At 41.3% G+C, this 25,315-nt stretch carries 46 protein-coding genes; 1 reads left to right on the forward strand and 45 read right to left on the reverse strand.

The genetic code is table 11. From position 1 onward, the window contains the following. Positions 1–80: 80 nt before the first annotated feature. The 24 genes from KNO75_RS13745 to KNO75_RS13860 all read right to left on the reverse strand — a co-directional run bounded on the left by KNO75_RS13745 (position 81) and on the right by KNO75_RS13860 (position 12,083). Positions 81–644, reverse strand: a complete 564-nt coding sequence (locus tag KNO75_RS13745; protein WP_214796604.1) for a recombinase family protein — start codon at positions 642–644, stop codon at positions 81–83. 108 nt (positions 645–752) lie between these two features. Beyond that, positions 753–1,400, reverse strand: a complete 648-nt coding sequence (locus tag KNO75_RS13750) for a hypothetical protein (protein WP_214796606.1) — start codon at positions 1,398–1,400, stop codon at positions 753–755. 104 nt (positions 1,401–1,504) lie between these two features. After that, the gene (locus tag KNO75_RS13755; RefSeq protein ID WP_214796608.1) at positions 1,505–1,714 is read right to left on the reverse strand and encodes a hypothetical protein; all 210 of its coding nucleotides are present in this window, start codon (positions 1,712–1,714) and stop codon (positions 1,505–1,507) included. 30 nt (positions 1,715–1,744) lie between these two features. After that, positions 1,745–1,888, reverse strand: a complete 144-nt coding sequence (locus KNO75_RS13760) for a hypothetical protein (protein ID WP_214796610.1) — start codon at positions 1,886–1,888, stop codon at positions 1,745–1,747. Positions 1,889–2,024: 136 nt separating this feature from the next. Next, complete coding sequence (locus tag KNO75_RS13765) at positions 2,025–2,315, reverse strand: hypothetical protein (protein ID WP_214796612.1); 291 nt, start codon at positions 2,313–2,315, stop codon at positions 2,025–2,027. Between the two features lie 164 nt (positions 2,316–2,479). Further along, the gene (locus KNO75_RS13770) at positions 2,480–2,704 is read right to left on the reverse strand and encodes a hypothetical protein (RefSeq protein WP_214796614.1); all 225 of its coding nucleotides are present in this window, start codon (positions 2,702–2,704) and stop codon (positions 2,480–2,482) included. A 174-nt stretch (positions 2,705–2,878) separates the two neighbouring features. After that, positions 2,879–3,382 carry an antirestriction protein ArdA gene (locus KNO75_RS13775; protein ID WP_214796616.1) on the reverse strand — a complete coding sequence of 168 codons (504 nt, stop codon included), beginning with the start codon at positions 3,380–3,382 and terminating at the stop codon, positions 2,879–2,881. A 202-nt stretch (positions 3,383–3,584) separates the two neighbouring features. After that, positions 3,585–3,911: a hypothetical protein gene (locus KNO75_RS13780; protein WP_214796618.1), complete on the reverse strand. Its 327-nt coding sequence runs from the start codon at positions 3,909–3,911 to the stop codon at positions 3,585–3,587. A gap of 205 nt (positions 3,912–4,116) precedes the next feature. After that, positions 4,117–4,491 (reverse strand): hypothetical protein, encoded by a 375-nt coding sequence (locus tag KNO75_RS13785; RefSeq protein WP_214796620.1) that lies wholly within the window; start codon positions 4,489–4,491, stop codon positions 4,117–4,119. Between the two features lie 441 nt (positions 4,492–4,932). Continuing rightward, positions 4,933–5,328, reverse strand: a complete 396-nt coding sequence (locus KNO75_RS13790) for a phBC6A51 family helix-turn-helix protein (RefSeq protein ID WP_214796474.1) — start codon at positions 5,326–5,328, stop codon at positions 4,933–4,935. 548 nt (positions 5,329–5,876) lie between these two features. Next, on the reverse strand, positions 5,877–6,236 hold the full coding sequence (locus tag KNO75_RS13795) for a hypothetical protein (RefSeq protein WP_214796476.1): 360 nt from the start codon (positions 6,234–6,236) through the stop codon (positions 5,877–5,879). A 48-nt stretch (positions 6,237–6,284) separates the two neighbouring features. Continuing rightward, positions 6,285–6,611: a hypothetical protein gene (locus KNO75_RS13800; protein ID WP_214796478.1), complete on the reverse strand. Its 327-nt coding sequence runs from the start codon at positions 6,609–6,611 to the stop codon at positions 6,285–6,287. A gap of 63 nt (positions 6,612–6,674) precedes the next feature. Next, positions 6,675–6,980, reverse strand: coding sequence for a hypothetical protein (locus KNO75_RS13805; RefSeq protein WP_214796480.1), 306 nt, complete (start codon positions 6,978–6,980; stop codon positions 6,675–6,677). Positions 6,981–7,129: 149 nt separating this feature from the next. Next, entirely contained in the window at positions 7,130–7,450 is a 321-nt protein-coding gene (locus KNO75_RS13810; RefSeq protein ID WP_214796482.1) for a hypothetical protein, read from the reverse strand. A 106-nt stretch (positions 7,451–7,556) separates the two neighbouring features. Further along, positions 7,557–7,826 (reverse strand): hypothetical protein, encoded by a 270-nt coding sequence (locus KNO75_RS13815; RefSeq protein ID WP_214796484.1) that lies wholly within the window; start codon positions 7,824–7,826, stop codon positions 7,557–7,559. Further along, complete coding sequence (locus KNO75_RS13820; protein ID WP_214796486.1) at positions 7,826–8,344, reverse strand: hypothetical protein; 519 nt, start codon at positions 8,342–8,344, stop codon at positions 7,826–7,828. The genes KNO75_RS13815 and KNO75_RS13820 overlap by 1 nt, the downstream gene beginning before the upstream one ends. A gap of 196 nt (positions 8,345–8,540) precedes the next feature. After that, positions 8,541–8,792 (reverse strand): type II toxin-antitoxin system HicA family toxin, encoded by a 252-nt coding sequence (locus tag KNO75_RS13825; protein ID WP_214796488.1) that lies wholly within the window; start codon positions 8,790–8,792, stop codon positions 8,541–8,543. 150 nt (positions 8,793–8,942) lie between these two features. Next, complete coding sequence (locus KNO75_RS13830; protein ID WP_214796490.1) at positions 8,943–9,182, reverse strand: hypothetical protein; 240 nt, start codon at positions 9,180–9,182, stop codon at positions 8,943–8,945. A gap of 259 nt (positions 9,183–9,441) precedes the next feature. Next, positions 9,442–9,867, reverse strand: coding sequence for a nucleoside 2-deoxyribosyltransferase (locus KNO75_RS13835; RefSeq protein WP_214796492.1), 426 nt, complete (start codon positions 9,865–9,867; stop codon positions 9,442–9,444). A gap of 1 nt (position 9,868) precedes the next feature. Next, entirely contained in the window at positions 9,869–10,519 is a 651-nt protein-coding gene (locus KNO75_RS15155; RefSeq protein WP_214796493.1) for a 3D domain-containing protein, read from the reverse strand. Positions 10,520–10,581: 62 nt separating this feature from the next. Beyond that, a complete protein-coding gene (locus KNO75_RS13845) occupies positions 10,582–10,947 on the reverse strand; it encodes a hypothetical protein (protein WP_214796494.1) in 366 nt (121 codons plus the stop codon). Then, on the reverse strand, positions 10,940–11,317 hold the full coding sequence (locus KNO75_RS13850) for a hypothetical protein (protein ID WP_214796495.1): 378 nt from the start codon (positions 11,315–11,317) through the stop codon (positions 10,940–10,942). Before KNO75_RS13850 ends, KNO75_RS13845 begins: the two co-directional genes overlap by 8 nt. Beyond that, positions 11,317–11,538, reverse strand: a complete 222-nt coding sequence (locus KNO75_RS13855) for a hypothetical protein (protein ID WP_214796496.1) — start codon at positions 11,536–11,538, stop codon at positions 11,317–11,319. The genes KNO75_RS13850 and KNO75_RS13855 overlap by 1 nt, the downstream gene beginning before the upstream one ends. Next, entirely contained in the window at positions 11,535–12,083 is a 549-nt protein-coding gene (locus KNO75_RS13860; protein ID WP_214796497.1) for a deoxynucleotide monophosphate kinase family protein, read from the reverse strand. The genes KNO75_RS13855 and KNO75_RS13860 overlap by 4 nt, the downstream gene beginning before the upstream one ends. Positions 12,084–12,219: 136 nt before the next feature. Between KNO75_RS13860 and KNO75_RS13865 the strand changes: the two genes are divergently transcribed. Next, positions 12,220–12,600 carry a helix-turn-helix domain-containing protein gene (locus KNO75_RS13865; protein WP_214796498.1) on the forward strand — a complete coding sequence of 127 codons (381 nt, stop codon included), beginning with the start codon at positions 12,220–12,222 and terminating at the stop codon, positions 12,598–12,600. A gap of 90 nt (positions 12,601–12,690) precedes the next feature. Here KNO75_RS13865 and KNO75_RS13870 read toward each other — a convergent pair whose 3' ends face one another. From KNO75_RS13870 to KNO75_RS13970, 21 genes are all read right to left on the reverse strand, one after another. After that, complete coding sequence (locus KNO75_RS13870) at positions 12,691–13,242, reverse strand: DUF4352 domain-containing protein (protein ID WP_214796499.1); 552 nt, start codon at positions 13,240–13,242, stop codon at positions 12,691–12,693. A 123-nt stretch (positions 13,243–13,365) separates the two neighbouring features. After that, positions 13,366–13,590: a hypothetical protein gene (locus KNO75_RS13875; protein WP_214822413.1), complete on the reverse strand. Its 225-nt coding sequence runs from the start codon at positions 13,588–13,590 to the stop codon at positions 13,366–13,368. Continuing rightward, positions 13,590–14,099 carry a hypothetical protein gene (locus tag KNO75_RS13880; RefSeq protein WP_214796500.1) on the reverse strand — a complete coding sequence of 170 codons (510 nt, stop codon included), beginning with the start codon at positions 14,097–14,099 and terminating at the stop codon, positions 13,590–13,592. Before KNO75_RS13880 ends, KNO75_RS13875 begins: the two co-directional genes overlap by 1 nt. Before the next feature lies 1 nt (position 14,100). Next, a complete protein-coding gene (locus tag KNO75_RS13885; protein ID WP_214796501.1) occupies positions 14,101–14,724 on the reverse strand; it encodes a 3'-5' exonuclease in 624 nt (207 codons plus the stop codon). A 2-nt stretch (positions 14,725–14,726) separates the two neighbouring features. Then, positions 14,727–15,017 carry a hypothetical protein gene (locus KNO75_RS13890; RefSeq protein ID WP_214796502.1) on the reverse strand — a complete coding sequence of 97 codons (291 nt, stop codon included), beginning with the start codon at positions 15,015–15,017 and terminating at the stop codon, positions 14,727–14,729. A gap of 2 nt (positions 15,018–15,019) precedes the next feature. Further along, a complete protein-coding gene (locus KNO75_RS13895; RefSeq protein WP_214796503.1) occupies positions 15,020–15,223 on the reverse strand; it encodes a hypothetical protein in 204 nt (67 codons plus the stop codon). After that, the gene (locus KNO75_RS13900; RefSeq protein ID WP_214796504.1) at positions 15,210–15,368 is read right to left on the reverse strand and encodes a hypothetical protein; all 159 of its coding nucleotides are present in this window, start codon (positions 15,366–15,368) and stop codon (positions 15,210–15,212) included. Before KNO75_RS13900 ends, KNO75_RS13895 begins: the two co-directional genes overlap by 14 nt. A gap of 1 nt (position 15,369) precedes the next feature. Beyond that, the gene (locus tag KNO75_RS13905) at positions 15,370–15,642 is read right to left on the reverse strand and encodes a DUF5052 family protein (RefSeq protein WP_214796505.1); all 273 of its coding nucleotides are present in this window, start codon (positions 15,640–15,642) and stop codon (positions 15,370–15,372) included. Beyond that, a complete protein-coding gene (locus KNO75_RS13910) occupies positions 15,639–15,824 on the reverse strand; it encodes a hypothetical protein (RefSeq protein ID WP_214796506.1) in 186 nt (61 codons plus the stop codon). The genes KNO75_RS13905 and KNO75_RS13910 overlap by 4 nt, the downstream gene beginning before the upstream one ends. 141 nt (positions 15,825–15,965) lie before the next feature. Next, positions 15,966–17,159, reverse strand: coding sequence for a NupC/NupG family nucleoside CNT transporter (locus KNO75_RS13915; protein WP_214796507.1), 1,194 nt, complete (start codon positions 17,157–17,159; stop codon positions 15,966–15,968). Beyond that, positions 17,159–17,848: a deoxynucleoside kinase gene (locus KNO75_RS13920; RefSeq protein WP_353047466.1), complete on the reverse strand. Its 690-nt coding sequence runs from the start codon at positions 17,846–17,848 to the stop codon at positions 17,159–17,161. Before KNO75_RS13920 ends, KNO75_RS13915 begins: the two co-directional genes overlap by 1 nt. A 30-nt stretch (positions 17,849–17,878) precedes the next feature. Next, a complete protein-coding gene (locus KNO75_RS13925) occupies positions 17,879–18,649 on the reverse strand; it encodes a coiled-coil domain-containing protein (protein ID WP_214796510.1) in 771 nt (256 codons plus the stop codon). A gap of 24 nt (positions 18,650–18,673) precedes the next feature. Continuing rightward, the gene (locus KNO75_RS13930; RefSeq protein WP_214796512.1) at positions 18,674–18,832 is read right to left on the reverse strand and encodes a hypothetical protein; all 159 of its coding nucleotides are present in this window, start codon (positions 18,830–18,832) and stop codon (positions 18,674–18,676) included. Beyond that, positions 18,829–19,383 (reverse strand): thymidine kinase, encoded by a 555-nt coding sequence (locus KNO75_RS13935; protein ID WP_214796514.1) that lies wholly within the window; start codon positions 19,381–19,383, stop codon positions 18,829–18,831. The genes KNO75_RS13930 and KNO75_RS13935 overlap by 4 nt, the downstream gene beginning before the upstream one ends. Further along, entirely contained in the window at positions 19,383–19,622 is a 240-nt protein-coding gene (locus KNO75_RS13940) for a hypothetical protein (protein ID WP_214796516.1), read from the reverse strand. The genes KNO75_RS13935 and KNO75_RS13940 overlap by 1 nt, the downstream gene beginning before the upstream one ends. A gap of 113 nt (positions 19,623–19,735) precedes the next feature. Continuing rightward, positions 19,736–20,143 carry a hypothetical protein gene (locus tag KNO75_RS13945; RefSeq protein ID WP_214796518.1) on the reverse strand — a complete coding sequence of 136 codons (408 nt, stop codon included), beginning with the start codon at positions 20,141–20,143 and terminating at the stop codon, positions 19,736–19,738. A 1-nt stretch (position 20,144) separates the two neighbouring features. Beyond that, the gene (locus KNO75_RS13950; protein ID WP_214796520.1) at positions 20,145–20,948 is read right to left on the reverse strand and encodes a ParA family protein; all 804 of its coding nucleotides are present in this window, start codon (positions 20,946–20,948) and stop codon (positions 20,145–20,147) included. Positions 20,949–21,097: 149 nt separating this feature from the next. After that, positions 21,098–21,580 carry a crossover junction endodeoxyribonuclease RuvC gene (locus tag KNO75_RS13955; protein WP_214796522.1) on the reverse strand — a complete coding sequence of 161 codons (483 nt, stop codon included), beginning with the start codon at positions 21,578–21,580 and terminating at the stop codon, positions 21,098–21,100. Continuing rightward, positions 21,577–22,509: a hypothetical protein gene (locus KNO75_RS13960; RefSeq protein WP_214796524.1), complete on the reverse strand. Its 933-nt coding sequence runs from the start codon at positions 22,507–22,509 to the stop codon at positions 21,577–21,579. Before KNO75_RS13960 ends, KNO75_RS13955 begins: the two co-directional genes overlap by 4 nt. Beyond that, positions 22,509–22,928: an NUMOD4 motif-containing HNH endonuclease gene (locus KNO75_RS13965; RefSeq protein ID WP_214796526.1), complete on the reverse strand. Its 420-nt coding sequence runs from the start codon at positions 22,926–22,928 to the stop codon at positions 22,509–22,511. Before KNO75_RS13965 ends, KNO75_RS13960 begins: the two co-directional genes overlap by 1 nt. Continuing rightward, positions 22,925–25,297: a DNA polymerase gene (locus tag KNO75_RS13970; protein ID WP_214796528.1), complete on the reverse strand. Its 2,373-nt coding sequence runs from the start codon at positions 25,295–25,297 to the stop codon at positions 22,925–22,927. The genes KNO75_RS13965 and KNO75_RS13970 overlap by 4 nt, the downstream gene beginning before the upstream one ends. Positions 25,298–25,315 lie beyond the last annotated feature (18 nt).

The following is a 25,315-nucleotide window of genomic DNA, read 5'->3' on the forward strand; positions in this document are numbered from 1 at the left end:
CGTGCCGGAATTACTAATTAAATTACTAATGTAATTGATAACTAGATTATAATACATATTACCGTAAGTGGCAAGGGGCTTTATTTCAAGCCCCGTTCTTTCAATTCCCGGTACAATACCGACTTACTAACGCCGGTTGCTTCCGTGATTTGTGGGATAGTGTGTTCTTTCTCTAACCAAAGTTTGACCGCTAAATCCTTTTTCGCCTTCGACGTGCGGCGGCGTCCTAGTTCCTTACCTTCACGACGGGCATTGTTCAACCCCTCTACGGTGCGTTCACTGATTAGATCCCGTTCGAGTTCCGACAAACCGGCGAATACCGTAAGTAAGAACTTGCCTTGTGCGGAAGTCGTATCTAACCACGCTTCTTTAATTGATTTGAAGTTCGCCCCGGCGTTGGTTATTTCGTTTACAATGTCTAGCAAGTCTTTCGTAGAACGTGACACACGACTGATTTCCAAAACAATAACACTGTCGCCCGGTTGTAACGTTTCAAGTAGTTCCTTTAACGCTTCCCGGTTTCGGTTCGTTCCGGTCTTCTTCTCTTCGAAGATCCGTTCACAACCGGCTTCCGCTAATGCGTGTGTTTGTCGTCCTAAGTTTTGATCTTTCGTACTTACCCGTGCATATCCGTATACAGTCATGATTAATTACCCCGTTTCTTTCGTTTACGTTTTACTGTAATTACCTTCTATAAGTATAGTACCAAAAAGGATTCCCAAAATCAACACAAAAAGAAAAGAAACCGCAAATTATTTTACGGCTTCTCTCATGTGTTCGATATATTCCGCTTCCGTCATTCCGTTTTCACTCGCTAGGAACGGCAGAATGAACGTATAGAATCGGTGTTGTAAGAAGGGATCTAACTCTTCGACAAATTCAAAAACACTTCTATTCCGCTTCTGTCGGTTTAGCTTTGCAGAAATCGGAAGTAAGTTCCCCACCTCTTTTGTAACCATGACCGACGAAATAGGTAGAACGTGGTCTAAGACAATATCCCCACTTTCCCCGGTGAAGGCACAAGCATATCCGAAACGGCGGCGTAACTCTTCTTTGTATTCCGGTGCGGCTTTCTCAACTGACTGTTCAAGTTTAAGCCGCTTCTTGAACCGCTTCTGCCCCTGTTCGGTGCGGTCATACTTTGCGAAATAAGCCGCTTCACATGATTTACAAGAACCGTGCTTGCCGTCCTTTGTATAGCGATCATCACGGAAGCCCACATAAAACCCTTTCCACTTGTCACACTTAGAACACCGCTTCACACGAACGTTTTGTGTGTACGCTATCGAAGAGTGCGGACGCTTGTATCTCGTACCGTCCTTACGTAGCTTATAAGACACGACTTCAATAACCGGTTCATCTAGCGGCGAATCATAATGTGTAATTGATTCGGTGTACATCGTCTAATCATTCCCCCTAAAGTAGTCTTCATTTACAGTTGGGAAATTGACAGAAAATTGTGACACGATAAACAAAAAAAGAAGCCGGGATCATTCCCCGACTTTTAAAAGTTATATCTATCTAGTATCACATAGCTTCCGTTCTCTAGTTGGTGAACGATGATTGCGACGTTTGTATCTAACCATGACTTGTTCCCTTTAGGCGTCCATTTGACACGGTTGTTTTTCGTCCAACCCCGGACGTTCTGAATCCGCAATGATTTCTTAACTTCTTCCGGTAACTTGTCCGCTTCAATCGGTTTTGGATATGTCATTTTTAATTACCCCGTTTCTCTTAGTAGTGGTTAGCCCCAAAACTTCCGCATAGCTTTAGCCGTTGCCTTGTGTGCTTGCTTGTTTACTTGACGTTTAGCGAACGCCCCAACACCTTTGTTAAACAATGTTGTAAGATCTCCTAACGCTGACAATGCTTTGTATAACTCTCTCATGAACCGCCGCTTCCCTTCCTTGTCTGACTTTCTATACTAAGTATAACCCGTTTACAGTAATACGTCAATACTTTTTGAATAATCTTTTTCAATTTATTTTTAAAAAGAAGCCGGGGCATTTCTGCCCCGTTCCCGGTCAAGCCGCTTCCGCTTCCTGCCAAAAGCGAACCCGATAACCTAGATTATAGTTACAATTCCAATGCTTGTACCCGTCTAGGAAGTCTTCTAATAGCGTGAAGCTTTCCGTTTGGAACTGTACGACGGCGTAGCGTCCGTCCGGTAATGTTGTGATTGTGATTTGATGACCGATACACCAACCGTTATTCACTTGGTAAGCCGCTACCTTATCCGGTGCTATGTAGCCCGTCCATTCCCCGTTATCCCGTACCGCTTTCAATACTGACTGCTTTTTGATCGTTTCTAACATTGTGATTACCCCGTTTCATGTAGTGGTTTGTAAAGTGTTTAACTACCTTACAAATATAATTGTATACTATTTACGGTAATGCGTCAATAGTTTTTGAATAATTATTTTCAATTCATTTCGATCATTTCAGAAGGGAAGCCGGGGCGGTTAGCCCCGTCCGCTTCTTACTGCCGCTTCTGCTTCGCTATGTCCGCTTCTAACCGCCGTAGCCGCTTCCCTAGTGTGAAGTAGTCGCTAGGGTTTTCTATCCCTGCTTCGCCGTTTGCCGTTATCTCGTCGAACTGCTTTTGGTAGTGTGCGTGTTGGGCTTCGAGATATTCGAGATATTCCGTTCCCTTGAATCCGCCCCGTTTCCGGTATGCTTCGTGATTAAATGTTGTGATTGCCATGTTGTGAACCCCGTTTCATGTAGTGTATTGTAAGTGGTTTGTGTTTCCCTCTTACAATTACTATATTACACTAATTACGGTAATACGTCAAGTATATTTGAAAAATAATATTCAAAAATACAAAAGAAAATTGATCGAGGTACAAAAAAAGCCGGGGCATTTAGCCCCGTGCCTTTAGTTATTGATTTGAATGATTTTCTTACCGAACTCGATATATGTTCCGACTGAATCCATTTCTTGCCCGATTGATTCATAGTCGATGTGGTTCACAAGGTGGGGAAGCTTCTCTTCAATCTCTCGCACCATTCCGGTTTCTTCGTAATGTTGCCGTGCTACCTCTTCCATGCTTTCCGCTTCCCAAATGTGATAATCACCGTTATTCACCGTTTCGATTGCGTCGAAGATTGACCCTAACGCCCCGGCGATTGCGTCCAATACTTCCGAATCAACGCCGCTTCTCTCAACCTCTTCCGCAATCTCGTTGATTCGTGAAATGCTTTCATATTCCCCGATGTGGAACGGTGCTTCATAATCGTGAATCGCATATTCTTCATCTTCGCCTAGAATCAATTTCAATTCCATTTGAAGTTCGTCTTCGTCCATCGGAAGTTCTAACCACTTCCCGGAAGAGATTCCTTGATTGTATTTCGCTAAGTTTGTTACGTAAATGTTGAACATTTCTGATTACCCCGTTTCGTTGTTTTGTAGTGGTGTAAGTAACTGCCTTACATCTATTATATTACACCCTTTACGGTAATACGTCAAGCATATTTGAATAATATTTTTCAATTTCTTTTTTAGTTGAAATCCCTTGACAAACTAGACTGCGAAGGGATCGAGGGGAACGCAAAAAAAGAAAGGGGCGTCAGCCCCCTTCCGGTCAATCCTCTTCGCTTGCAAACTCTGCAAGTGCAAATTCTGTATGGTCTTCGAACTCGTCATCACGTTCAACCGCTTCACGATAAAGCTTGTCACTGTCTACAAATTCGTGTGAGATTTCATCGTATACGTAATATGATTCTGAAAGTGTGCCGCTTACTTGTCCGTTGTCGAACACTCGGAATGTGTCGTATTCCTGCCCGTCCACGTCTGCAATCGGTTGTGTGAAGAACTCATATGACCAATTCCCATTTACACATACCTTCAATACCGGTTCAACCTCTACCGTGTTACCTGCCGTAAGTTCTACCTTGAATGTCTTTGTCATGCTTGATTACCCCTTTTACTTTAGTGTATTTGTAGCGGCGTTTGCTAACCCCTTCTACATTTATAATGGTACATCATTTACGGTAATACGTCAAGCATATTTGAAAAATAATATTCAATTTATTTTATTGAAAATATCCCTTGACATATCGGAAAGGACTCGATCATTTCAGACAAAAAAAGAAAGGGGCGTTAGCCCCCTTCCGTCATGCGTATATTCTTCCTTCGTCTAGTACCGCTTGCCCGGCTTCCTCTATTGCGTTGCCGTCCGGCTTGGTGAACTTCGATACCTTGTAAGGATTGTAGTAAATCGGTTCGCTACGTTCTTCCGTGTCGTGTCCTGCGAAGTTTCCGACTAAGAAGGCGTGGACGTTTTTCCGTTGTTCCTGTATGACCCGGCGGCGTCCTGCTTCGTTGACTTTAAATTTAACGTCTGTCAACTTCACCTTGTCCGAATATCCGAGAACCAACCCTGTCTTAGCGTCCTGTATGGAGAACTTACCGTTATGAAGATTCCGGTAAACCTTAACCCGTTGCCCCTCTGTGATTGTCCGTCCGTTGCGTGATTCAAATTGTGTCATTTCTGATTACCCCGTTTCTTGTAATTTGTAGTGGTTGTAAGTGACTGCCTTACAATTAATATATTACAGTAATTACGGTAATACGTCAATACTTTTTGAATAATATTTTTCATTTTATTTTACCGTCCTTTTCGTTGGGAATAATTTCCGGTATGGATTTTAACCGACACAAATTTATTTCGGGGCTTGTGTGTGGTGGGGTGCTACCCCCTTCCCCCTGTACCGGGGTCTGATTGTACAAAAGATTCTGACAATTTAAAGAAATCTGCCCTAAATTCCCGTTTACTTTTGGGAAGGGTTTAAGGGAAAAATAAACGGCTATGCTATGCGGTTCTAATTTCCCTGTTCAATCTTCCCTTTAACCAATGTTTTAGGGAATGTGTAGACAAATAAAAAAGACGCTACAAATCACAATGGATTCATAACGTCAAGAGTATTCGATCATTTCAGTAAGTCTTCTAATGCGTCCAAGTCTTCCTTAGTAAGTCCTGCGTTCTTAATGTCCTGCTTCACTGTTGCGTCAATCTCCGTAACGTCACGTAGCTTGCCTTGTGATTGCATGACTAACTTAATAGCCCCTAATACTGCTTGTTCACTATTGCCGTGTCGTACAAGGGATTTAAGCTTATGTGTAGATTCTGCATAGAACGCCTTCATAGCAATGTCTGTCTGCTTCTCTAATTCCCGTGCAAACTCTACATCATTCTTCCACCGGTAAATAGTGCGTTCATTAACGCCGTACTCTTCTGCAATGTCCGCAATACTCTTCCCTGTAATATCTTGTTGCACCAACTCTAAACATACTTTTTTCTGCGTCGTGCTTAATCCTCGTTTCATGGTAGTTTGTGACACCTTCCTTTAAAATTTTTTAGTCTTCGCTAATATACAGTACCTAACGCACGGATCATATTAACAAAGCGATTCAACACTAATTACTAATGTACTTTTATTACAATAATATAACGTAAATAACAGTCCTTAACGTAATGTCATATACCCTATAAAATAACCCCTATATTTAACGTCAAATAACCCGTTATTAATCACAAGGGAATGTGTAAAAATAGGCATAAAAAAAGATCCCCTTATATCCATAACTATTCATTAACGATTAAACATAACGTTTATATTTAACGCTTATTACGTCAATTACGTTAGTGAGTTTAGGAATCGTTAAGGAACGTTAGGGATAGTTAAGTGGACGTTCTTAACGGTAGGGGATTATATATTAAGTTTAGATATACGTTTAAGTAACTGTTATGTTTACAGTAAATAAGCTAACTGAAAGGGATCTTTACAAGTAGATATGACATTAAACTTTTCTAACAAATTTGTCATGTTCACTGACATTAAAAAGACGACTAAATGAATAGCCGCCTTTCTAGTTAAAACAGGGTCATTTGTTGTAATTCGTCAATTTCGGTTGAAATCCTGCCTTCTGTATTGCGTTGAGTTTCAACTTTATGAATGGTTGTACGTGTCGATTCGTTAGAAGCCGCCTTTTTCTTCGTCATTTTAACGATAGGTTCGGTAATGTAACTAGGTTCGATTGTCCGGCGTAAATAATCGTCTTCTGTCGCAAAATACTTCTTGAAGTCGTCAAGCGAGATTACAATATTTGAACCGGCTTTAATGACTGCCGTATCTTTCGCAATTTCCGCTTCATACGGTCTGCCTACAATCAATTGTAGTAGTGGTTGGGGAACGTTATAATAACCGCCCCGGAATCGGTAAGTTTGTTTCATAATAAAAGCCCCTTTGCGTTTGTTGGTGTTGGATAAGGTTATTTCAAATTAAAGCTTGTTTCCCTCTAAGTCGTGAAGTTCCCATGCGTCAATTACAAATTGATTAATACCTTCTTCACGGTGTGAAATTAGATACGCTTCGTGATTGTGAATGACGTAGGTTGCAATCTCGCTACGATCCATAACCATTGTGTCTGATTTATAACCTTGCTTGACGAACTCAACCATTTCTTCCAATGTATCAAGAACGCCCATAATGTTGCCTGTATCGTCGTCTTCGTCTTGTTCAATTACAATGAATCCTTCGTCCGTTTCTCCTACGCTAATAATCGGAAGCGGCTTGCCTAACACGTCGTATTTATTGAATTTAGTCATTTTGATTTTCCCCTTTAGTGTTGGTATCTGATAAAAGTAAGGAAGCGGCTTTCGCCGCCCCTCTTACATTAATTCTTCGAACTTCTCGAAGTCACCTTCTAGCAAAGCGTTTAACGCCTTACGTGCTAGTGACTTCTTAGAAGAGTAAGAAGAAGATTCGCCGTCGAACATTGCGAACTCACCTTCGAAGAATTTCGAGAATGAGATAGAATGTTCACCGTTGCGGATCGTGAAGACCGCCGCTTCTTCTTCGTCATCACCTTCTAAGTACATATCTTCGACTTTATCGAAGAACTTAGCAGGAATGTTAAATTCCTTAGCGGCGAATGTGAAGCCCTCTTTGTTAAGTGCGTTTTGTAAGTTTGTCATGATTGATTACCCCTTTGTAGTGTATTGTTAGCCGGTGTGTTGTAACCCCGTCTACATTTATAATAATACACCATTTACGGTAATACGTCAACACTATTTGAAAAATAATATTCAATAATTCAATAAAAATTAAGAGGGGCGGAAACCCCTCATTTCTCTAAATCTCGCAACGCCCACGCTTCGCAAACTTCCTGTTCCGGGTATCGTTCGTAAGTTCCGGGAACAAGATATGCTTCACCTTTATAGATAAGATAAGCCGCTTCTTGTGTTTGGTCATATACGATTGTTTCCGTGTGCATAATTTCTTTGACGTGTGAAGAAAGTTCTTTTAGTGTGCCGGTCATAGAAAACTTGTCCGATTCTTCCCACGGTTCTAACTCACTAAGAACTAACTTACCGTCGATCTTTTCAAGTGCGTACTTATAAAATTCCGGGTCTTCAAAGAGTTTCTTTAATAGTGTTGGTGTCATGCTTAATTACCCCATTTCATGTAATTGTTTCTTACTACATTCAATATACAATTACTTACGGTAATACGCAATGCTTCTTGAAAATCCTTATTCAACCCGGATTCGTTTAAATGAGTATAGAAGCAATTGTCTTTAGATTAAATTCATCTATTTGTCGTTTCATATGTTCATACTCTTCTAAGGAAAGAACGACGACTTCCGCTTTCAGTTCCGTGCCTAAATGCGTTTCCGCTTCCGTGATTGTCACCTTCTCATTGATCGACTGCTTCAACGATTCAATAAGTCGTTTTCGTGCAAACTTCATCAATTCCTGTTGTGGTACATTTGTAGGTTCGTTAGGCACGATGTATTGAACACCGAATACGTGATTTTCCATTATGACAATTCCCCCGTAATCTTATTCGCTATCTGCATATCTTTATTCAACTCTTCTCGGTCAATCCGGTTCTTTAGTTTCGCTTCCGTGTACCAACGTTGGAAGAACGCCTTCAACTCGTCTTCATCGGTTTCAACCAATTTAGGCATAACGCCTTCCGTATGTTCCTTCGTGATATAAAGGCGGTGCGTCGGTTTATCAGTTGCACCGAATACGAATAATGTAGGTGTGTTGGAATACTTAGCAAGTCGCAACGCTTTCAACGTTTGCCCTATATTCATCGCTTCCGGTGACTTCTTAAATTCGATCATCAAATGTTTTCCGTCAACTTCAATACTTCCGTCAACGTCACCAATTCGATTCTTTCCGCCGAAGCAATCGTTATACGTGTTGAGATTCCATGAACCACGAAGAAAGCCGATAATGCTTGATAGGTTCGGTAAGTACACGTCATCTTGTTCTAATAGTTTGTTTGTCTTAGTGTCGGTTATGGTAACAGTCCGTTTTCGATAGTACATATCAAATAACCCCTTTTCCCTTTTATACTTACTGTTGGGAAAGCGGTTTTAGATTGTGACACGTTCGATCTTTTTATTAATCACAAGGGTGTGTGATTTAGTACATATTATATGAAGGAACTAGGATAAAAATAACAAACACAAGGGAATGTGATTAATAAATTGCATAAGAAAAGGGGCGTTTCCGCCCCGTTCCTTAGTGTGTTCTACGTCCTGTACGCCCACCGTTATGTACGGCTTTGATGTTATCGAGAAGCAACGCCCTAACGTAAGTCTTACCATACGTTACAGTGATTAGCCCCTTTAGTTCCGGGTGCTTCATGATGAAGTCATCGCCCCGTGTGCGGTCATGATACCAACCGTGGTCTTCTGCGTAACGCTTCAATTCCTTCCACGTCATGACGCCCCATTTTTGATTGCCCTTCTTCTTGTTGTTCTTCTTTGCCAATTTGATTACCCCGTTCCTTAGTGTATTTTGTAAGCGGTTCGTGTTTCCCTCTTACATTTATAATATTACACTATTTACGGTAATACGTCAATACTATTTGAAAAATAATCTTCAACTTTTAAATAAAGAAAAACAGGCGGTTAAGCCCGTTCATTCTTCATCTTCATCTGTTGGATAAACTCGTTCCCCGTCTTCGTCTAATTCATAGACACGGATTGCTACAATGTGATCTTTTAGTAAGATGATTCCGCCTAAATCAATAAGAAGGTAGTTAGACATTTTTTGCTGAATGAAGCTAACGGCGTCTTCGTAAGAATCTGCTTCCGTTGTTGTCGCCACTGTTTCGCCGTTAGTTAGTACAAACTCTAATTCGTATTGTGTGTTCTCCATGATTGAAGCCCCCTATGTGTTGATACGTCTATTCTATCAAATAAACGCATTACTGTAAATAGTATAATTTAGACAAAAGAAAAAGGTGAAGCCACTACACTTCACCTTTCCTAAAGATACACTAGGCGAAACGGGGTAATCGTTAAACGCCTTATGTGGTTCATAGTTTTATGTTCCGGCACAAAACACATGAACAAAGTGAATTTATCACCTTATGAGTTTATTATATATCCGGTAATGCGTAATTGCAAGAAGTATTTTAAATAACTTCTCCTTCAAATTGTACTGCGTGGCGTTTGCTAAAGTCGTACAATGAAAGTTCTGCTAATCCGTGTAGATATGCCGTTACTGATTCTGTAAGCATTAGGTTCGCTTTGTTTGATCCCGTCACGTCTACAAGGATAATCGGTACGCCGATACTGTACGCATATCCAATTTCCCAAACTGTACCACTGTCGTATGCTTCATCAATGATAGCAACCATTACGTCTGCTTCACGGATATGTTCAACGTCATTATCAAATGTCGCATATCTCCATTCAAGCGAACCAAATTCTAGTTCTTCGAATTGATGTTGTCGTGGTGAAAAGTAATCCATTCCGTTTTCTTCAAGAATCGCTTCTACTGCCTTCACGTCTGCTAGTTGACGTTCGTTAAAGAATCCTGCCGCAAGATAAGTTTTCATATTAGTTAGCCCCCATGATTTGAATTTGTCCGTGTACTCGTCCTTTAGAAAGTGCTTCTTCTCTAGTTGATACCAATACATCAATTAAGTTACTTCTAGCCCGGATTGCCCCACCGGTGTCTAAAGCAATTGCCGTTTCTTCCGTTCCGTTCGGATAACGAAGCTTTACAACCGTGTTATACGGAATAATAGCCGGATTGACGGCAATAACTCGCATACCATTATAGAAAGCCGTGTTACGAACGTCATAGCCCGTAGCGGTGATTCCACTACAACCCTCACACGTCGCCGTGTAATGCGTGAACTCGTAATCAATCCAATTGCCCGATTCTTCTTTTACCGGTTCGGGCTTCTCTTCTACCGGATCTTCTTCCACTTCATCAAGCGGAACTACTTCCGGTTCTTCTGTTGCGTTCGGGATAGGAACAACTTCTGCTTCTTCATTTGAAGCAGGAAGCGGAACTACTTTCGGTTCTTCCGGTTCGGGAAGCGGTTCTTCTTCCTCTTCCTCTACAACCGGTTCTTCCTCTTTTCGAACAACAATCTTGTTATCTTCTACAATGACTTCGATTCCCTCTTCTACTTCAATACGTCCTATTTCTTCTTGGAACGGTAAGTAGTCGGGGCTTGCTTCCGGTGCGTTGATTTTCACCGGCACAAGTTGCCCCAAAATTACCGTTATCGCTATTAGTGTTTTGATAGTATCGCCCTTTCTTAATCTTCCTTATTGCGTGTTCGCTTCTTAAATGCGGAAGGCATTTTCTTACGTTCCTTCATATTTAGAAAATTGATCGTGTCATCTTCTAACGACAATTCACGCTTCACACGCTTTTCTTCCTGTCGTTCCGATAGAAACGGATATTCGTTCTTTGTAATCTTGTCCGGTGTTCTGTCTGAAAGTTCGTCAATTAGAATGACGTTAGACAACCGTGTTAAATAACCGGTGTTAGGCATTTTGCCCCGTGCTTTGTAATAGTCTTCTGTAATAGTAGACACTGAATCATTACGTTCTTCCGGCGTCATGTTTTTTGCTTCTTTTTCGAGATCCTTAACCTTCTGTTCCAACTCTTCATTAGTCATTTGTAACGTTCCCCCGTTTGAAGTATTCTGCAAGCTTTTGATGAACGTTACGAAGATTAATACTTACGCCCTGTTGTGAAAGCGTGATTCCTACCTTACGTAAGTTCTTAACAACGTCTGCTTGGTTCATATCTTTGATGTAGTAGAAGTAAATACAATATTTCTGTTTATCCGTCATTTCAATTTCTTGAAAAGCTTTATTCAAATCGACAAGTAAATCACACGCCCCGTAATCACCTTCGAAGAAGCGGCGTTCCCCAACCTCATGTACCGAAGTAAGAAGTTCTGCAATCCCATCTTCTGTGTAAATGTCGAAGCGTTGTTCTAACGCCCGTTCTTTTGCGTGAACGTCAACTGCCACCGCACCCATTACATAGACACCTTCGTAAACGTGGTTAGTAATTCCGGTAAGTCTGAAATGTGGCAAGTCATTTTCATTTGTTGCATTTCAATCGTTACCATTCCGTCCGAACCAACATTACATACTTGTTCCTGCCGTTGTTGTTGATAGAACAATGAATCCTGTAAGCTTTGTGCCGCACGGATATAATCATAGTTTTCAATTTGACGTGATTCTAAATGTTTCATCATTTACTAACCCCCTTAATGTCGTTCACGATTTTCTGTACTTGGATATATAAATCTTTAAGTGACGTGTTGTTCGTAATCACGTAATCACAAGGCATTGCGTCAACGTGTGCTTCTGTCGAGTGAAGAAGATCTTCTTCGTTGAATACATCACCGGATTTCCGCATACGTTCGATTCGTACTTCGTCATCTGCGACGACTTTAATAATGTGGAATCCATGACCCTTCAAGTAGTCATATTCGTTCATCTGTCGTAAGTCCGTTACAACGAAGTTCATATGTCCTTCTAGCTTTGCTTGTACATATGCCTTATGAAGTTGTTTGACCCATACGCCCGAATCAAGCGAACGGAACGTTTGTCCGATTGTTTGATAGTGCTTCCGGGGCTTGCCTAACTTAGCGGCTTCCGGGAAGTAAGTTTCGATTACGTCACCAATTGCGTCTGCAAACGCTAATTGCTTACAACGTTGTGTTTCTTTGAATACATCGCCCACCGTGTCTTTACCGGCACGGATCTTTCCGACGATTGCCACTTTAATTTCATTCATTGTGATTCAATCCTTTCAATCGCTTCTTACTTACTGTTGGGAAGCGGAAAGGCGTTTGTGACATTGTGTATTTGACACGGTTTACGGATATGTGTATTATGTAATTAACCTATAAAAGCGAAGAGGGGTTTTAATAATGGCAAAAGTTTATTTAGATCGAATTGCTACTTCTGAATTACCAATGAAAGTTTTAGAAAAGTATCCATGCGAAATGTCTATTAATCTGAATGACATTCTAGCGAAGAAGGGTGTTACACCACTTGAATTACATCAAATGACGGGGCTTCGTTTAGCAACGATTAGTGAGATAGGAAAAGCGAAGAAACATTCAATCAACTTGTTCCACTTAGCCGTAATAATGGCGGCGTTACGAATCACTGATTTGTCGGAACTAATTGAAATTTCTTTCGATGAAGAACAGGTTAAGGCGTGGAAAAAGGAAGAAGAAGAGTTTCCAAACATGATGACACCATCACAAAAACAAGATCGCATTGAAATGTTATCTTCGAATGATTAAGCCCTTACCGGGGCTTTTTATTTTGTCTAAATTTGATTCCTAATATTCAAAAAAGAACACAAAAAAAGAAGAAGGCGTTAGCCCTCTTCCTTATTGTGGTTGAATGTCAAATGTAACTTTTGTGTCTTTCCATGAGAACGTAGGTTTGTAAATCAATTCGTAGTTCGTAGCTTCCGGTACATCGTAAGTGATCGTTCCCGTAATCTTACGTCCTTTATCAACGTCGCCGCTAACGTCCATTCCGTCGATACCAAAGTATTGTTCTAATGAATTACCCTCTGAATCGTACAAATTGAATGAAGAACTATCGAAGTAGATTTCGCTATCCGATTCGTTCACGGCGTTTACTGTCAATTGAAGCACTTTACCTTTTTCCGGTGCTGAATACTCGCTTGCCGGAATGTATTCTGCTTTTTGAACAGTGACTACAACACCTTCAACTTTTACTGAATCACCAACTTTGAAGATCTCGTCTTCTGCCGGTGCTTCCTCTTCCGTAGAAGCGGTTTCTTCTGTGTTGTTACCGCCCACCTTCTCGACTGCTTTTTCCTCTTCCCCACCGCCGGCGAAGATTGCAACGGCGATAATTAGAAGAACTAACGCCCCCAAAGACATTAAGATGAACTTAAAGAATTTTTTCATTATGTAATTACCCCTTCCGCATTACTGTAAATGTTTGCTTGCTACATTTTTAATAATAACCCATTAGGTTAGATATTACAACCCTATTACAAGAAAAAAGTAGGGAAAATTCCCTACTTTCTTTTATCGCTTAGTAATTCCACGAAGAAGAATACCGGCAATTGTCAATGATACTACAATCATTGCTTGGTTGTCTGCGAGTAATGAAGCGTCTAAAGATAGCAACTGCATTACATTAATAATTAGTAATGTAATTAGATACCACAATACTAATGAAATTCCAATACCTAATACGAACATACCGATTACGGCGGCTACTAAGGTCAACCCGGCTAGTAATCCACGCATTAAGCTTCACCGTCTTTTGGTGCGACAATTTCTTCTGCAACAATCACGTCAAGTTCTGTGTTGACGTAACGGACAAGCTTTTCTTCTTCACCTTTGATTGCGAACACTTTTTGAGTTAGTGAAGAATTGATAGGAAACTCTTCGATAAACTCTAGTTCCTCGTCAAAGTACATTGAAGGAATTGCTTCCGTTGGTGTCGGTGTCGGTTCTAACCCCATAAGCTTATCGTGCGACCATAGGCGTTTATCTTCCGTCGGTTCGTCTTGGTTATCCTTCGTAGAATCGACGAAACCATGTTCATTAAGATCTGCCGTCATTTGAAGCATTTCATCATGTTCCGTGACAAGGTATTGTTCACCCTGTTCTGTATCGAACGCAAGTTGTACAATCACCCGTGAAATTTTCGGTGTTTCCTCAACGCCCATTTTACCTAAGACGCCTTCAACGATTTCTTTAGTGTTGTGTCCTAGTTGTTCTACCGTTTGTGTGCCTTCGAATTTGATTTTCATATTATTTGTTCCCCCGGTTCATTTCGATTTCGTCCATTGTTACAACGTTCGCTGATTTCGGTACGAACGGTAATCCACGTTCATGTTCAACCATGACGTTATAAATATCTTCAATGCTTTCAATCTGTCCTTCTACGAACAAACGAAGCACCATCTTTTGGAATACTTCTGCGGTCATTTCAACGTCTGACATAGCCCGGTGTGCTTCCCCGGTCTTAACCCCATACCGTTCTACTAGATTCACAAGTGACGCCTTTTCTTTCGGGTCTAGTGCGTGTGACATAGAACGTGTACAAATGAACGGGTTATCCATTTCTTCATCACGCCACAAGTACGACAAATCGAATGAAGCGAACTGTGCTACGATTACGTCTTTACCGATGAACGAACGCAAGATCCCTAGTGCCGCACGTTCCGAAGATACGCCGTTCACTAAATCTGCTTCCGTGATTCCTGTAAGTTCTGTAATGAAAGGTTTAAGCTTACGCCCCTTTGCCAACTGTACAAGGAAGTTGATACGACCGACTTCACGGAACTTGCTATCAAGCTTCATAGCCCCTACTTCAATAACCTGTTCTTCTTTTGCGTCAAGTCCGGTTGTTTCAAAATCAATAATTGTAAACATAGTTATACCACCTTCCAATATTCAACTTCTTTTGTTGCTTTAACTACTTCGTCAATGTCTGCTAAATCGTCGCCGTAAATGTCGGAATCATATGTGTATTCCGTAAAGTATGAACCACTACGACCAATGAACCCACGGTATGTTTTCGTACCGTCTGTGAAGATCAATTCCATTGATTCTGATTTGTGTTCTGAAACCCAATCACCTTTTTCAATGACGGTGTATTCCGTTCCGTCTTCTAATTCAAGACCATGTTCAATATATAGTTGTTCTAATTGTTTGTGTGTTAGCATATTCAATCCCACTCCGAATAGATTTGTTTTGCAACGTCGAACCCGTCGTCAAATCCTTCTTGATACCCGGATTCCATTGCATTTAGAATTTGTTCTACGTTCTTATCGAACCAACGTCCGGCTTGTGCGAACGTTACTTTACGTGATTGAAGATCTTCACCTAGTTCACGCACCGTTTCATACAACTGTTGATTATTTGTATTCATCGGACACCGCCCCTAACATTTCAATTTCATCAATCGCACAATCTAATAGCATGATGACCGAACGCATATCCGTTTCGCCCTCACGCCGCATATTTTGATAGCTTGTCATTAGTTCATCTAATACTTCACGCACACTAGCGTTCATGTTATCGTTCCTCTACTACAACGTCTGCATTGTAGATACTGATTCGCTTACCATCAACTTCGAAAACTACTGCATTTGATGAACCACTATCACGGGTGCGGATAATCCCTTCATATGTGTGAAGAACTTCCCCTGTCTTGCTATATACAGTAACAACACGATCTAATCCCTTTGTATCTGATTCAAGCGTTTTAACCGTCGAATCCAAAGCGGCACAACCGCCTAAGCCCAACATACTAACCGATAACGCACCGGCAATGATTAACTTCTTCATAATGTCACCTCTACATGGTTGTAATATTGTTTAAAACAATCGTCGTTACAGAACGTAACGTCACCGTCATTAACGGCGTCATCACCTTCATACAGTTCTTGTTCACACAAGCCGCAATAAGTGATTAATTTCTTTTTTGTTTCGTGACCATCACGAAGTTTCCATTCGTCATAACCTCGCATTGTTTAGCCCCTTTCTTCCTTTGTACTTACTGTTGGGAAGATCCGTGTTAGATGTGACAAGATAAATCAATAAATTATACATTACTAATTACATTACAAATAAAAAGAGGAATCCATAAGGATTCCCCATTAGTAGTTTTATTAGATGAAGATACCTACAACCGTAGCAGATACCAATGAAACCAATGTAGCCGCAAGAAGCATTTTCAATCCGAATGAAGCTACTACTTGTGCTTTCGCTTTGTTGATTGCCGCAACCGTACCGGAAATGATTCCGATTGAACCGACTGCCGCAAAGCTAGTAAGGAATACTGAAACAATCGCAAGTCCTTTTTCTGTCAAGTTTCCTTGTACGTTGAGAAGGTCAAGCATTGCTACAAATTCGTTAGCAACAAGTTTCGTACCCATCAAGTTACCAACTGTAAGAAGATCCCCCGTAGGTACGCCCATCAAGAAAGCAATCGGTGCGAATACGAATCCTAATACTTCTTGGAATGAGATTCCGAACATACCCATGAACGCCGCATTGACCATAGACACAAGACCGATGAAGGCAACAAGCATAGCACCTACGATAAGTGCGACTTTACCGCCGTCCAAAGCACCGTTACCGATTGCGTCGAACAATGATGTTCCGGCTTGTTTACGAACTGATTTAATATCAATCTCTTCGTCTTCTTTGTCTGATTTAACAGGGGCGATAATTGAACCGATGATAAGCCCGTTAAACATATTAAGAATCATCGCAACAAGAACGTATTTAGGTTCTAACATTGTCATGTAAGCACCGATGATTGAAGCCGATACACTAGCCATAGCCGATGTAGAAATGATGAACATACGGTTGTTGTTGAGTTTAGGCAAGTGTGATTTGACGGCAAGCAATGCTTCTGATTGTCCGAAGAACACCGAGTTAGCGGCGTTAAATGTTTCGATCTTAGGAAGCCCCGTCACTTTAGAAAGGAATCCGCCTAGATACTTAATGAGAAGCGGCAAAACGCCGATGTACGTTAGGATAGAAAGTAACGTCGATGTGAAGACGATGATAAGAAGAACGTTGATGAAGAACACCGAACCGCCTTCTACAAATGCGAATCCACCGACAACGAAGTTTACCCCGTCCATACCGTAAGACATTGCCTTAGCAATTGCCCCGGCTACTGCTTCGATGACTTTCATACCGATTGATGTTTTGAGAAGGAACAACGTCGTAGCGACTTGAAGCCCTAGCATTACCCCAACTGCTTTAAAGTTGATGTTCTTTTTGTCATTTGATAGAAGGAACGCAAGTCCTAAGAACGCCACGATTCCCAAAATACCATATAAGATTGTCATTATTTTTCCCCCTGTTGTTCTAAGATACTTTTCACGGCTTCTGTTAAGCGTTTAGCGTCTTCCGGGTTGTTCACCACGTCCACGTTATCCATATCGACAATCAAGACGTTACTTGCTTTGTAGTGTTTGTGAATCCACTCGTCGTACCCTTCCCACAAGAAGCGGTAATATTCAACTAATGCTTCGTCCTGTTCGAAGTCACGCCCACGCTTTCCGATACGTTCTAAGACCGTTTCGAATGACGCTTTAAGGTATACCATCAAATCCGGTGCTTTCGTTCCGTGTGCCGTCGAATAGTCTTCCGTTTCCTTCATCATTTCATCAAACAATTGAAGATAGATTTGAAGTTCCATATCAGAAATACGGTTTTCCCCTTTAAGTTTCCCGAACTCCGCATTACGTTTCGCAAAGTAAACGTCTTCGAAGATCGAACGGTCAAGAATCCCTTGCTTCTCATGAATGTTCTGTTTGATTGATTTGAAGCGTGTACCTAAGAAGTACAATTGAAGTAGGAACGGAAGTCGTTCTGCTTCCTGTTCTTCCACACTAGCCGTATAGAATCGTGCTAACACGGGGTTGTCGTCTACTGATTCGTAATAGACGGGAAGGTTAAGTTCTCGTCCTAATAGTTCGCTTACACTCGTCTTTCCTAGTCCAATCATTCCGCCTATCGTAATAATTTTCTCCACTTCCCTTTCCTCATTTCATTTGTGTGTGATTTACAATCCTAAAAATCGTTTAGCTTTCTTCTGACGCAAGTGTTTAATCTCTTCACGTAATTCACGGGTTACACTGTGTAGATGTGAATTAAGTGAATCCTTGTGTGCGGCACGTTGTTTCCACGTTTCCGCCTTGTCACGGGCTTCATATTTATCTTCTCTAAGAATCTTAATTTGACGTTTCATCAAATCAATGTCCGAATCTTGTTGTTTGATTACGTCCATAGCATTTAAACAACCGTTAGAAAGTTTTTCGATAGTTGAATCTTGTTCTTCAATTACCTTCATAGCGGCTTCGTGCATTTGAGTAATTCGTTTATTTTCCGCAATAAGCTTTTGTGAATTTTCTGCTTGTGCGTAACTAATCAAGTTTGACATTGATTCTTTTTGCTTTAGAAGGCGTTCATTTTCAAGTGTCAAATCCTTGATTCTGCGTTCATACTCTTCAATCTTAGGTCTAATATAATCAAGTGATCCGGTTGCCATATCTAAGCATTGTGTTGTTTCTTCAAGTTCCGCCTTCAAGTTGGCATTTTGTTTACGAAGAACTTCATTGTTGTGTTGAGTTGTTTTGTTATACTCACGCAACTTTTCTTTACTCTTTGAAAGTTCTATATAACGTTCTTGTGTTCGTTCCAATTTTTCGTAGATTTCACGATTGTATTTACGAAGATTTTCAATTGTTTCTTGAAGTTCACGGCTATATTTGATTTCCTTAGCACGTTGCATTTCAGAATTGATTAACTTTTCTTTTAGATCGTTATCCCACATAATTGTTACCGCCTTTAAGTGTTTTTAGAATGTAGTTCGTTCTTGTTTTGTTCGAATGATTTCTTCGATTTGTACTAGACGCCCGGCAAGGTAAATAACGGTGTTGTGCATTTCACCTTCCACGGCTTGCCCTAGTTGGAAGATAAGGGAACGTCGTTCGCCTTCTAAGTCATATAGATTCATTGTTTACGTCCTTCCTGTTGGTAACATGAACGGCAAAGTGGTTTGTATGCTTCTTCCGAACCGAGTAATACCGTTTCTGTTCCTAGTGATTTATTACGATATGAAAACGTAGCGTCTGCCCCACAACCGGAACATACTGCACGTAGCTTGTTCACCTCGTCTGCCTGTGCCATAAGCATTGCCGTATTCTCAAACGGTATGCCCCGATAATCCATATCAAGACCGGAACAATAGACAACCTTCCCACTATCTAGGATTCGTTGAATAGCCCTCATTGTGTGGTGAAGATAGAATTGAACTTCGTCGAATAAGAAAACGTCGTATTCATCAATGAACGATTCGCTAAATAAGAATGTATCTCCAACCGTAACCGCCGGAACGCTTCTGCCGTCGTGTGTGACGATTTCAGAATCCGAATAGCGATTATCTGATTCCGGGCGTAGGTAGACGACACGTTGTTTTTTATACAAGTGCCGTTGCCCCTGCCGTAGAAGTTCGGTTGATTTTCCGCTAAACATTCCGCCGGAATTTACAACTAACTTTGGTTTCATTAGTTAGCCCCCGTGATCTCCGCAATACCATCAAGAAGACGTGAATTTTCTTTGTGTTGTGACAAAGCACCTTCTTTAAATTCGTTAAGTCGAATGATTTCTGAATCTGCTTCGTCGATAGCTTTAGCGATTTCATCGTTCTGTGAAATAAGTGTTTTCTTCATTGATTCGAATACTTCCGACGCTTGCTTACTGCGTAACGTCGCTTGGTTCAATTGCTTTTGTAGCTTCTTGTGCATTGAATAGCCCCCTGTAATTTGTTGTTGTACTGCTTTCACTTACTGTTGGGAACTTCAATGGATCTTGTGACACAAAAAAAGACGAAGACCGTTTAAAGTCTTCGCCTTCATCTTTAGCGTTTACGTTTATTTCGTTTTTCCGGTAACGGCTTCTTCTCGTACAAGTCGATGAACGCTTCAAGTGCCTTGTTCACCAACTCTGATTTAAAGCCCCGTGGATAGTGTTCTGCTAGATTGTCTAGTCTATCCATCGTGTCGTGACGGATAACCAACGTATAGTTACCCATCACTTCCGACTTCAATTCTTTCTTCGCCTGTTCTTCGTGGAAGGAAGCGACAACCCCGGCTAGTTCTGCCGCAAAATCTGTTTCTTCCCCTACCGGTGTTGTAACCTCACTAGATTCTTCATTAGTAACCTCATTAGTAGTTTCAGTAGGTTCTACAATAGTAGTGTCCTTAGATTCTTCCGCCTTCGGTTTCTGACTGAACTTCGATAATTTGTCTAACTGTCGTTTTGACATCTTAACCCCTCGCTTCCAATTTCTCTAATAACTCTTCCGTGAGTGTGTGATAATGTTCTACAATCTCATGTCGTCTACCTTTTTGCAACGTAGCCGGAACACCTTCATACGCCGTAGCGTTGGCAAACTTGATTGATTTAGGAATGACTGTATCGAACATAGGAATACCGACTGATTTAGAATACGCCTTAGCGTCCTGTAAAAGAATCTTGTGAAGATCCGTGCGGCGGTCAACCATCATTCCAACAATACCGAGTACGTGAATCTTGCTTCCTAGTGATTCGTTCAAGTTGTCAATTGTAGCGACAATCTTTTCAACACCACTTACGCCGTATGTTTCCGGTTGGAAAGGAATGATAACTTCGTCTGATACCTTCAAAGCGTTACCCGTTACAATACTGATTGACGGCGGCGTATCAATGAAGATGTAGTCGTAATTCTCTTTTAGTTCTACAATAGCTTTGTCGAGAAGTCCGAACGCATTGTCTTTCAACTTGTCGTCTAACAAAACGTCTACTTCGATAAAGTCCATAGCTTCCGTAGAAGGAATGATATGAAGATTGTCTTCAATAGTATAGATACATTCTTCCAACGGTTCGTTGTCTAAGATTACGTTGTGAAGTCCTGTATCGCAATCCGCCGGGGAAAGTCCGAATGACATTAAGGCGTTACCTTGTCCGTCCGTGTCGATGATTAAAACCTTAGCTTCCGGCTTGTTCTTACGAATCGAACCTACGATGTTAGAAAGTAGTGTCGTCTTTCCTACGCCGCCTTTGTGCATTGCTACTGTGATTACTTTACCCATGTTTGATTACCCCTTTGTATGTTTGAATTAACTTACAAATTGATAATACCATTACGAATAAGTAATGTAAACACCTTTTATTATAAATTCCTAATTTAATTACATTATGTATTACTAATAAGAAAAGGAATCCCGAAGGATTCCCATTGTTACTTACCTTTTTCGATGAAGTAGGCAACGCCCACGCTTACTGCGTCTGATTCATCATCGTTCTTGAATGTTAGTTCTTCGTCGAAATAACCCCGAACCGAATCTGCTAATTGTTCTTTACTTGCTTTACCGTTCCCGGCTACGATCTTCTTAACTGTCGTCGGTGACATTTCTTCCACTTCATAACCTTTGACGAAGCAACCCAACCGGGCTACGCCGTGAACCATGAATAGAATTTGTGTTGTCCGGGCATGACGACTGAATCCCTTCTCGCTAACCACGGCGTCAATCTCAATGTCTTCTGTTCGAAGAACTTGTTCTAAGTGGTCATAGATTTGTTTAAGTCGGAATCCGTGTGACCGTTTCGGATTCGTTCGAACACTTGATAGGTGAAGTAGTTGCGGCTTCTCTTCTTTAGCGTTCTTGGCAAGGATAGCGAACGCCGGGCTACTTAGTGAAAGATCCATCGCTAGTACAATCATTTAGCAATACCCCCGGAATACGTTCCGCATACTTCTTTGAACGGGCAGAACAAACACTTCGTTGTATCGCCGTCCGGCAATTCCCCTGTTTGTACGTTTTCATCTACTTCCGTCCATTTATCAAGTAATTGCTTTCGTTGTCGTTCCGTCACTTTAATATAAAATGCCTTCATGTCGTCACGGGCAAGAATACCTTTCCCCCACTTGTCCTTAGCAACTGATTCGTATGTGATTACAAATTCATCAATACCGAACAAGATTGAGTAAGCAATACATTGCTTTTTGTGTGACGGGGCAGGTGCTTTTAATGCCTTAATATCTGCAACCGAATTAGATTTCGTTTTGAACTCGAATCCAATTTTCGAACCGTCTTTATATTCTAAGATCCCGTCCATCATTCCCGATACACAAATCTTCGCCCCTTTGTGTTCGACAATACGATACGTTTCAAGCGGCTTTTCCCATGACGGCAAACCATGTCTTGCCGGGTTGTCCGGGTCATCAATGCGAACCACTTTGAACGCCGGATTCTTCAATAGCTTTTCCGCATACAATAAATCACGTTGTCGGTATTCATGTACGCCCGTTGAGTTTTTAACCCATCGCTTCTGTTGCGGCGTCATCTGCGTTTCGTCTTTCGGTGCTTTCAAGTGTTTGAAGAACAACATACGTTTACACGAATCCGAACTAGACGGCGTAAACCGTGTGAACTCTCTAGGATAGTCCAACCCTTTTCCCATTCGTGAAATCTCAAATTCCTTCTGCCGTAGAAGTAGTTTTTCAATTTCTTTATCTTCCCAAAAATCGAATGAATTGATTTCGTCAAAGTGTTTTACAATTGCTTCTGCAAGTTCTTCACCACGCCCCATAGTATTTAGTACGGATTGTCGTAAGTCACTTGCCCCTTCTCTGTTGAATAGTTCCCCCATTATTTAACCGCCTTCCGTTTCTCCATGTTTTTATAAAACTGATTGCCCCATGTCTTCCGTAAGCCGTTTCGAATTGAATGTCTTGTGTTCTCTTTCGGTGTCGTCCACTCAAGATTACTTACGTCGTTATTAGTCTTGTCGCCGTCTATGTGATTAACTTGCAAACCTTCAACCGGTTCACCTAGAAATGTCTTCGCCACAAGTCTATGAACGGTCATCTGTTTACGATCATGTTTGTTTCGAGTTAGTGTTACGACGCAATATCCATTCTTCTTTACGATTTGTTTTAGAACACGCCCTTTTCTGTGCGTGGGCTTCCCACTACGTGCCAATACAACACGGTCATAACTTCTGATTTCACCACTGTTAGAAACTTGATAAAGCCCTTCATATCCGGCAATGTCTTTCCAAACAATCATTTAGACACCGCCTTCCAAAACATTGTTTCTTTGTCGTAATACTCTTCGTAGCCCTTGATGTTCCGGGTCACATTTCCGGTTTGTTGTAATTCAAACCATGTATCAACGTCCATACCTTCGCCCCATCTTTCAGATAGTTCTGCGTCTACCTTCATAGGTACTGAAAGTTGAATACACTCACGCATGATTCGTTCAACTTCTGCGACTTCTTCACGGGTGATTGTGTTAGGAACTTCAATCAAAACTTCGTCATGCACTTGTGCCACCATTTTGTAGCCCTTTTGTTTGCAATATTCGTCAAGATGAATCATCGCAATCTTCATCACGTCTGCCGCCGAACCTTGAATAGTTGCATTGACTGATTGACGATTGACTGCGTGATACGGTTTACCATAATCCCAAATCGTGCGTTTCATCTTGTACGGAAGTTTCTCTTCCCAAATGAACTGTTTCGGTTCACGTCCTAAGATTGCTACTGCCTTCTTCACCGACGCTTTATAGGCGTTTGCCGTCTGTCGGTGTTTAGGGAAGCGGCGTTTACGTCCATACATCGTAGTTACATATTCGTGTTCATATGCGTGTTGGTGTCGTGCGTCGATATAAGCTTTGACTTTCGGATATGTTTCATAGAAATCATCAATAATCCCGTCTGCTTCTTCTGTCGATACACCAATGTTTCCGGCTAGTGTGTTTGAACCCATTCCGTACATAATTCCGAGTAGTACGGCTTTAATCGCTTTTCGTGGTTGAAACTTACCTGTCGGGTCATATTGACCATCAAGACAATATTCAATAGGCAACTTAAACACGCCGGAAGCCATTTCCGTATACAAGTCTTTTCCGGTTACATATGCGTCAATCATCGTGTCATCTTCTGCAAGGTGTGATAAGATCCGTGGTTCAATTTGTGAGAAGTCAGCACCCAACAAGACGTAACCTTTAGGGGCGACAATGATACTTCTCGCACGTTGCGGCAAGTTCTGTAAGTTAGGTTCTTTAGAAGCGAATCGCCCTGTTACCGTATCTACTTGGTTAAACTGTCCGTGTAGTCGTCCGTCTGATTTCACCTTTTCCGGTAGTGGTGCAATATACGTAGATAAGAGTTTGTTCAAATCTCGATATTCAAGAAGCTTCGAAATAGCCGGGCTATGTGAAGACAATTTCTTCAACGTCTTCTTATCCGTGCTTCGTTTACCGCTTACGTCATCTAACCGCCACTCGTCATACAACATTTCCTGCAACTGTTTCGGTGAATTAAGATTGATTCCGCCGAACTCTTTTTGTACTTCACGTTCTAATTCGTCTACTTCTTCTTGCAATTCCGCCGCATATTGTTTAGCGAAATCTTTGTCGATAGCGAACCCGTTCTGTTCCATCTCAATACAGATTTCTGTAATCGGTCTTTCAATGTCAAAGTACAACTTCATTACGTCCGGTAACTTCTTGAAATGAACCATGATGAAATCTTTATAGAAGCGGTACGTTAAGTGAGTATCTTTACACGCATAGATACTACCTATGTCGATAGGGATTCTTTCGAAGCCACCCTTTCCGAACAACTCTTCGAACGTTGCCGATTTATCTTCAAATCCAAAATGCTTACCGTACTTTGTAGCAAGGTCTTTGAGTGCGTAACCTGTTTCGTTCTCATTCAATAGCTTCATAGCAATCAAGCCGTCGAACAAGAAGCCGCCCATCTTAACGCCGTGTCGTCGGAACATATGAATATCGAACTTGGCATTGAAGTAGATCTTCTTAATGTCATCTGATTCAAATTCTTCACGAAGGGTTTCTAATACATAATCCCGTGGTAATTGTGTAGAATTTTCTTCATGGTCTACCGGAATGTAGTAATGTAAATCTGCTTCCGGTGCGGTAATTGAAATACCTACGATAACGTCCGTGAAGTAATCAAGTCCGGTTGTTTCGGTATCAATTGCAATTTCTAATTCTTTTTGAATAACAAGTTTCAACTTATGCAATTCTTCTTCCGTCCGAACGGTAATGTAGTTAGTCGGACGTTCCGCAATCATCTTCGCAATCAATGCGTCTTTACGGTTTGCTTGAAGTGCTTTGAACAAACGTAAGGCGTGTGCCTTCGTGAATTTACGTAAGTCCTCTACACCAACGGTAAGTTCACCGTTATTAATAGCGTCGAACACTTCTTTCAACTTCTGCTTGTCGGAATCACTGTTCTTCGCTTTGAAGATTGCCGGTTTGAACGCCCCCGTGTGTGACGTGTAGCCGGTAATCCAAACTTCTTCCCACGTCGGAATATACGCCGCCGCTTTCTTCTTCTTTGTTGCTTCTTTTACTCGTTCTTTTTTCTTTGTGTCGTCTTCCATTGAAAGCGAAATATTCAATTCCATAATGAAAAACCCCCTTCC

This window comes from Exiguobacterium sp. s35, from assembly GCF_018617535.1.
GTDB lineage: Bacteria > Bacillota > Bacilli > Exiguobacteriales > Exiguobacteriaceae > Exiguobacterium > Exiguobacterium aestuarii.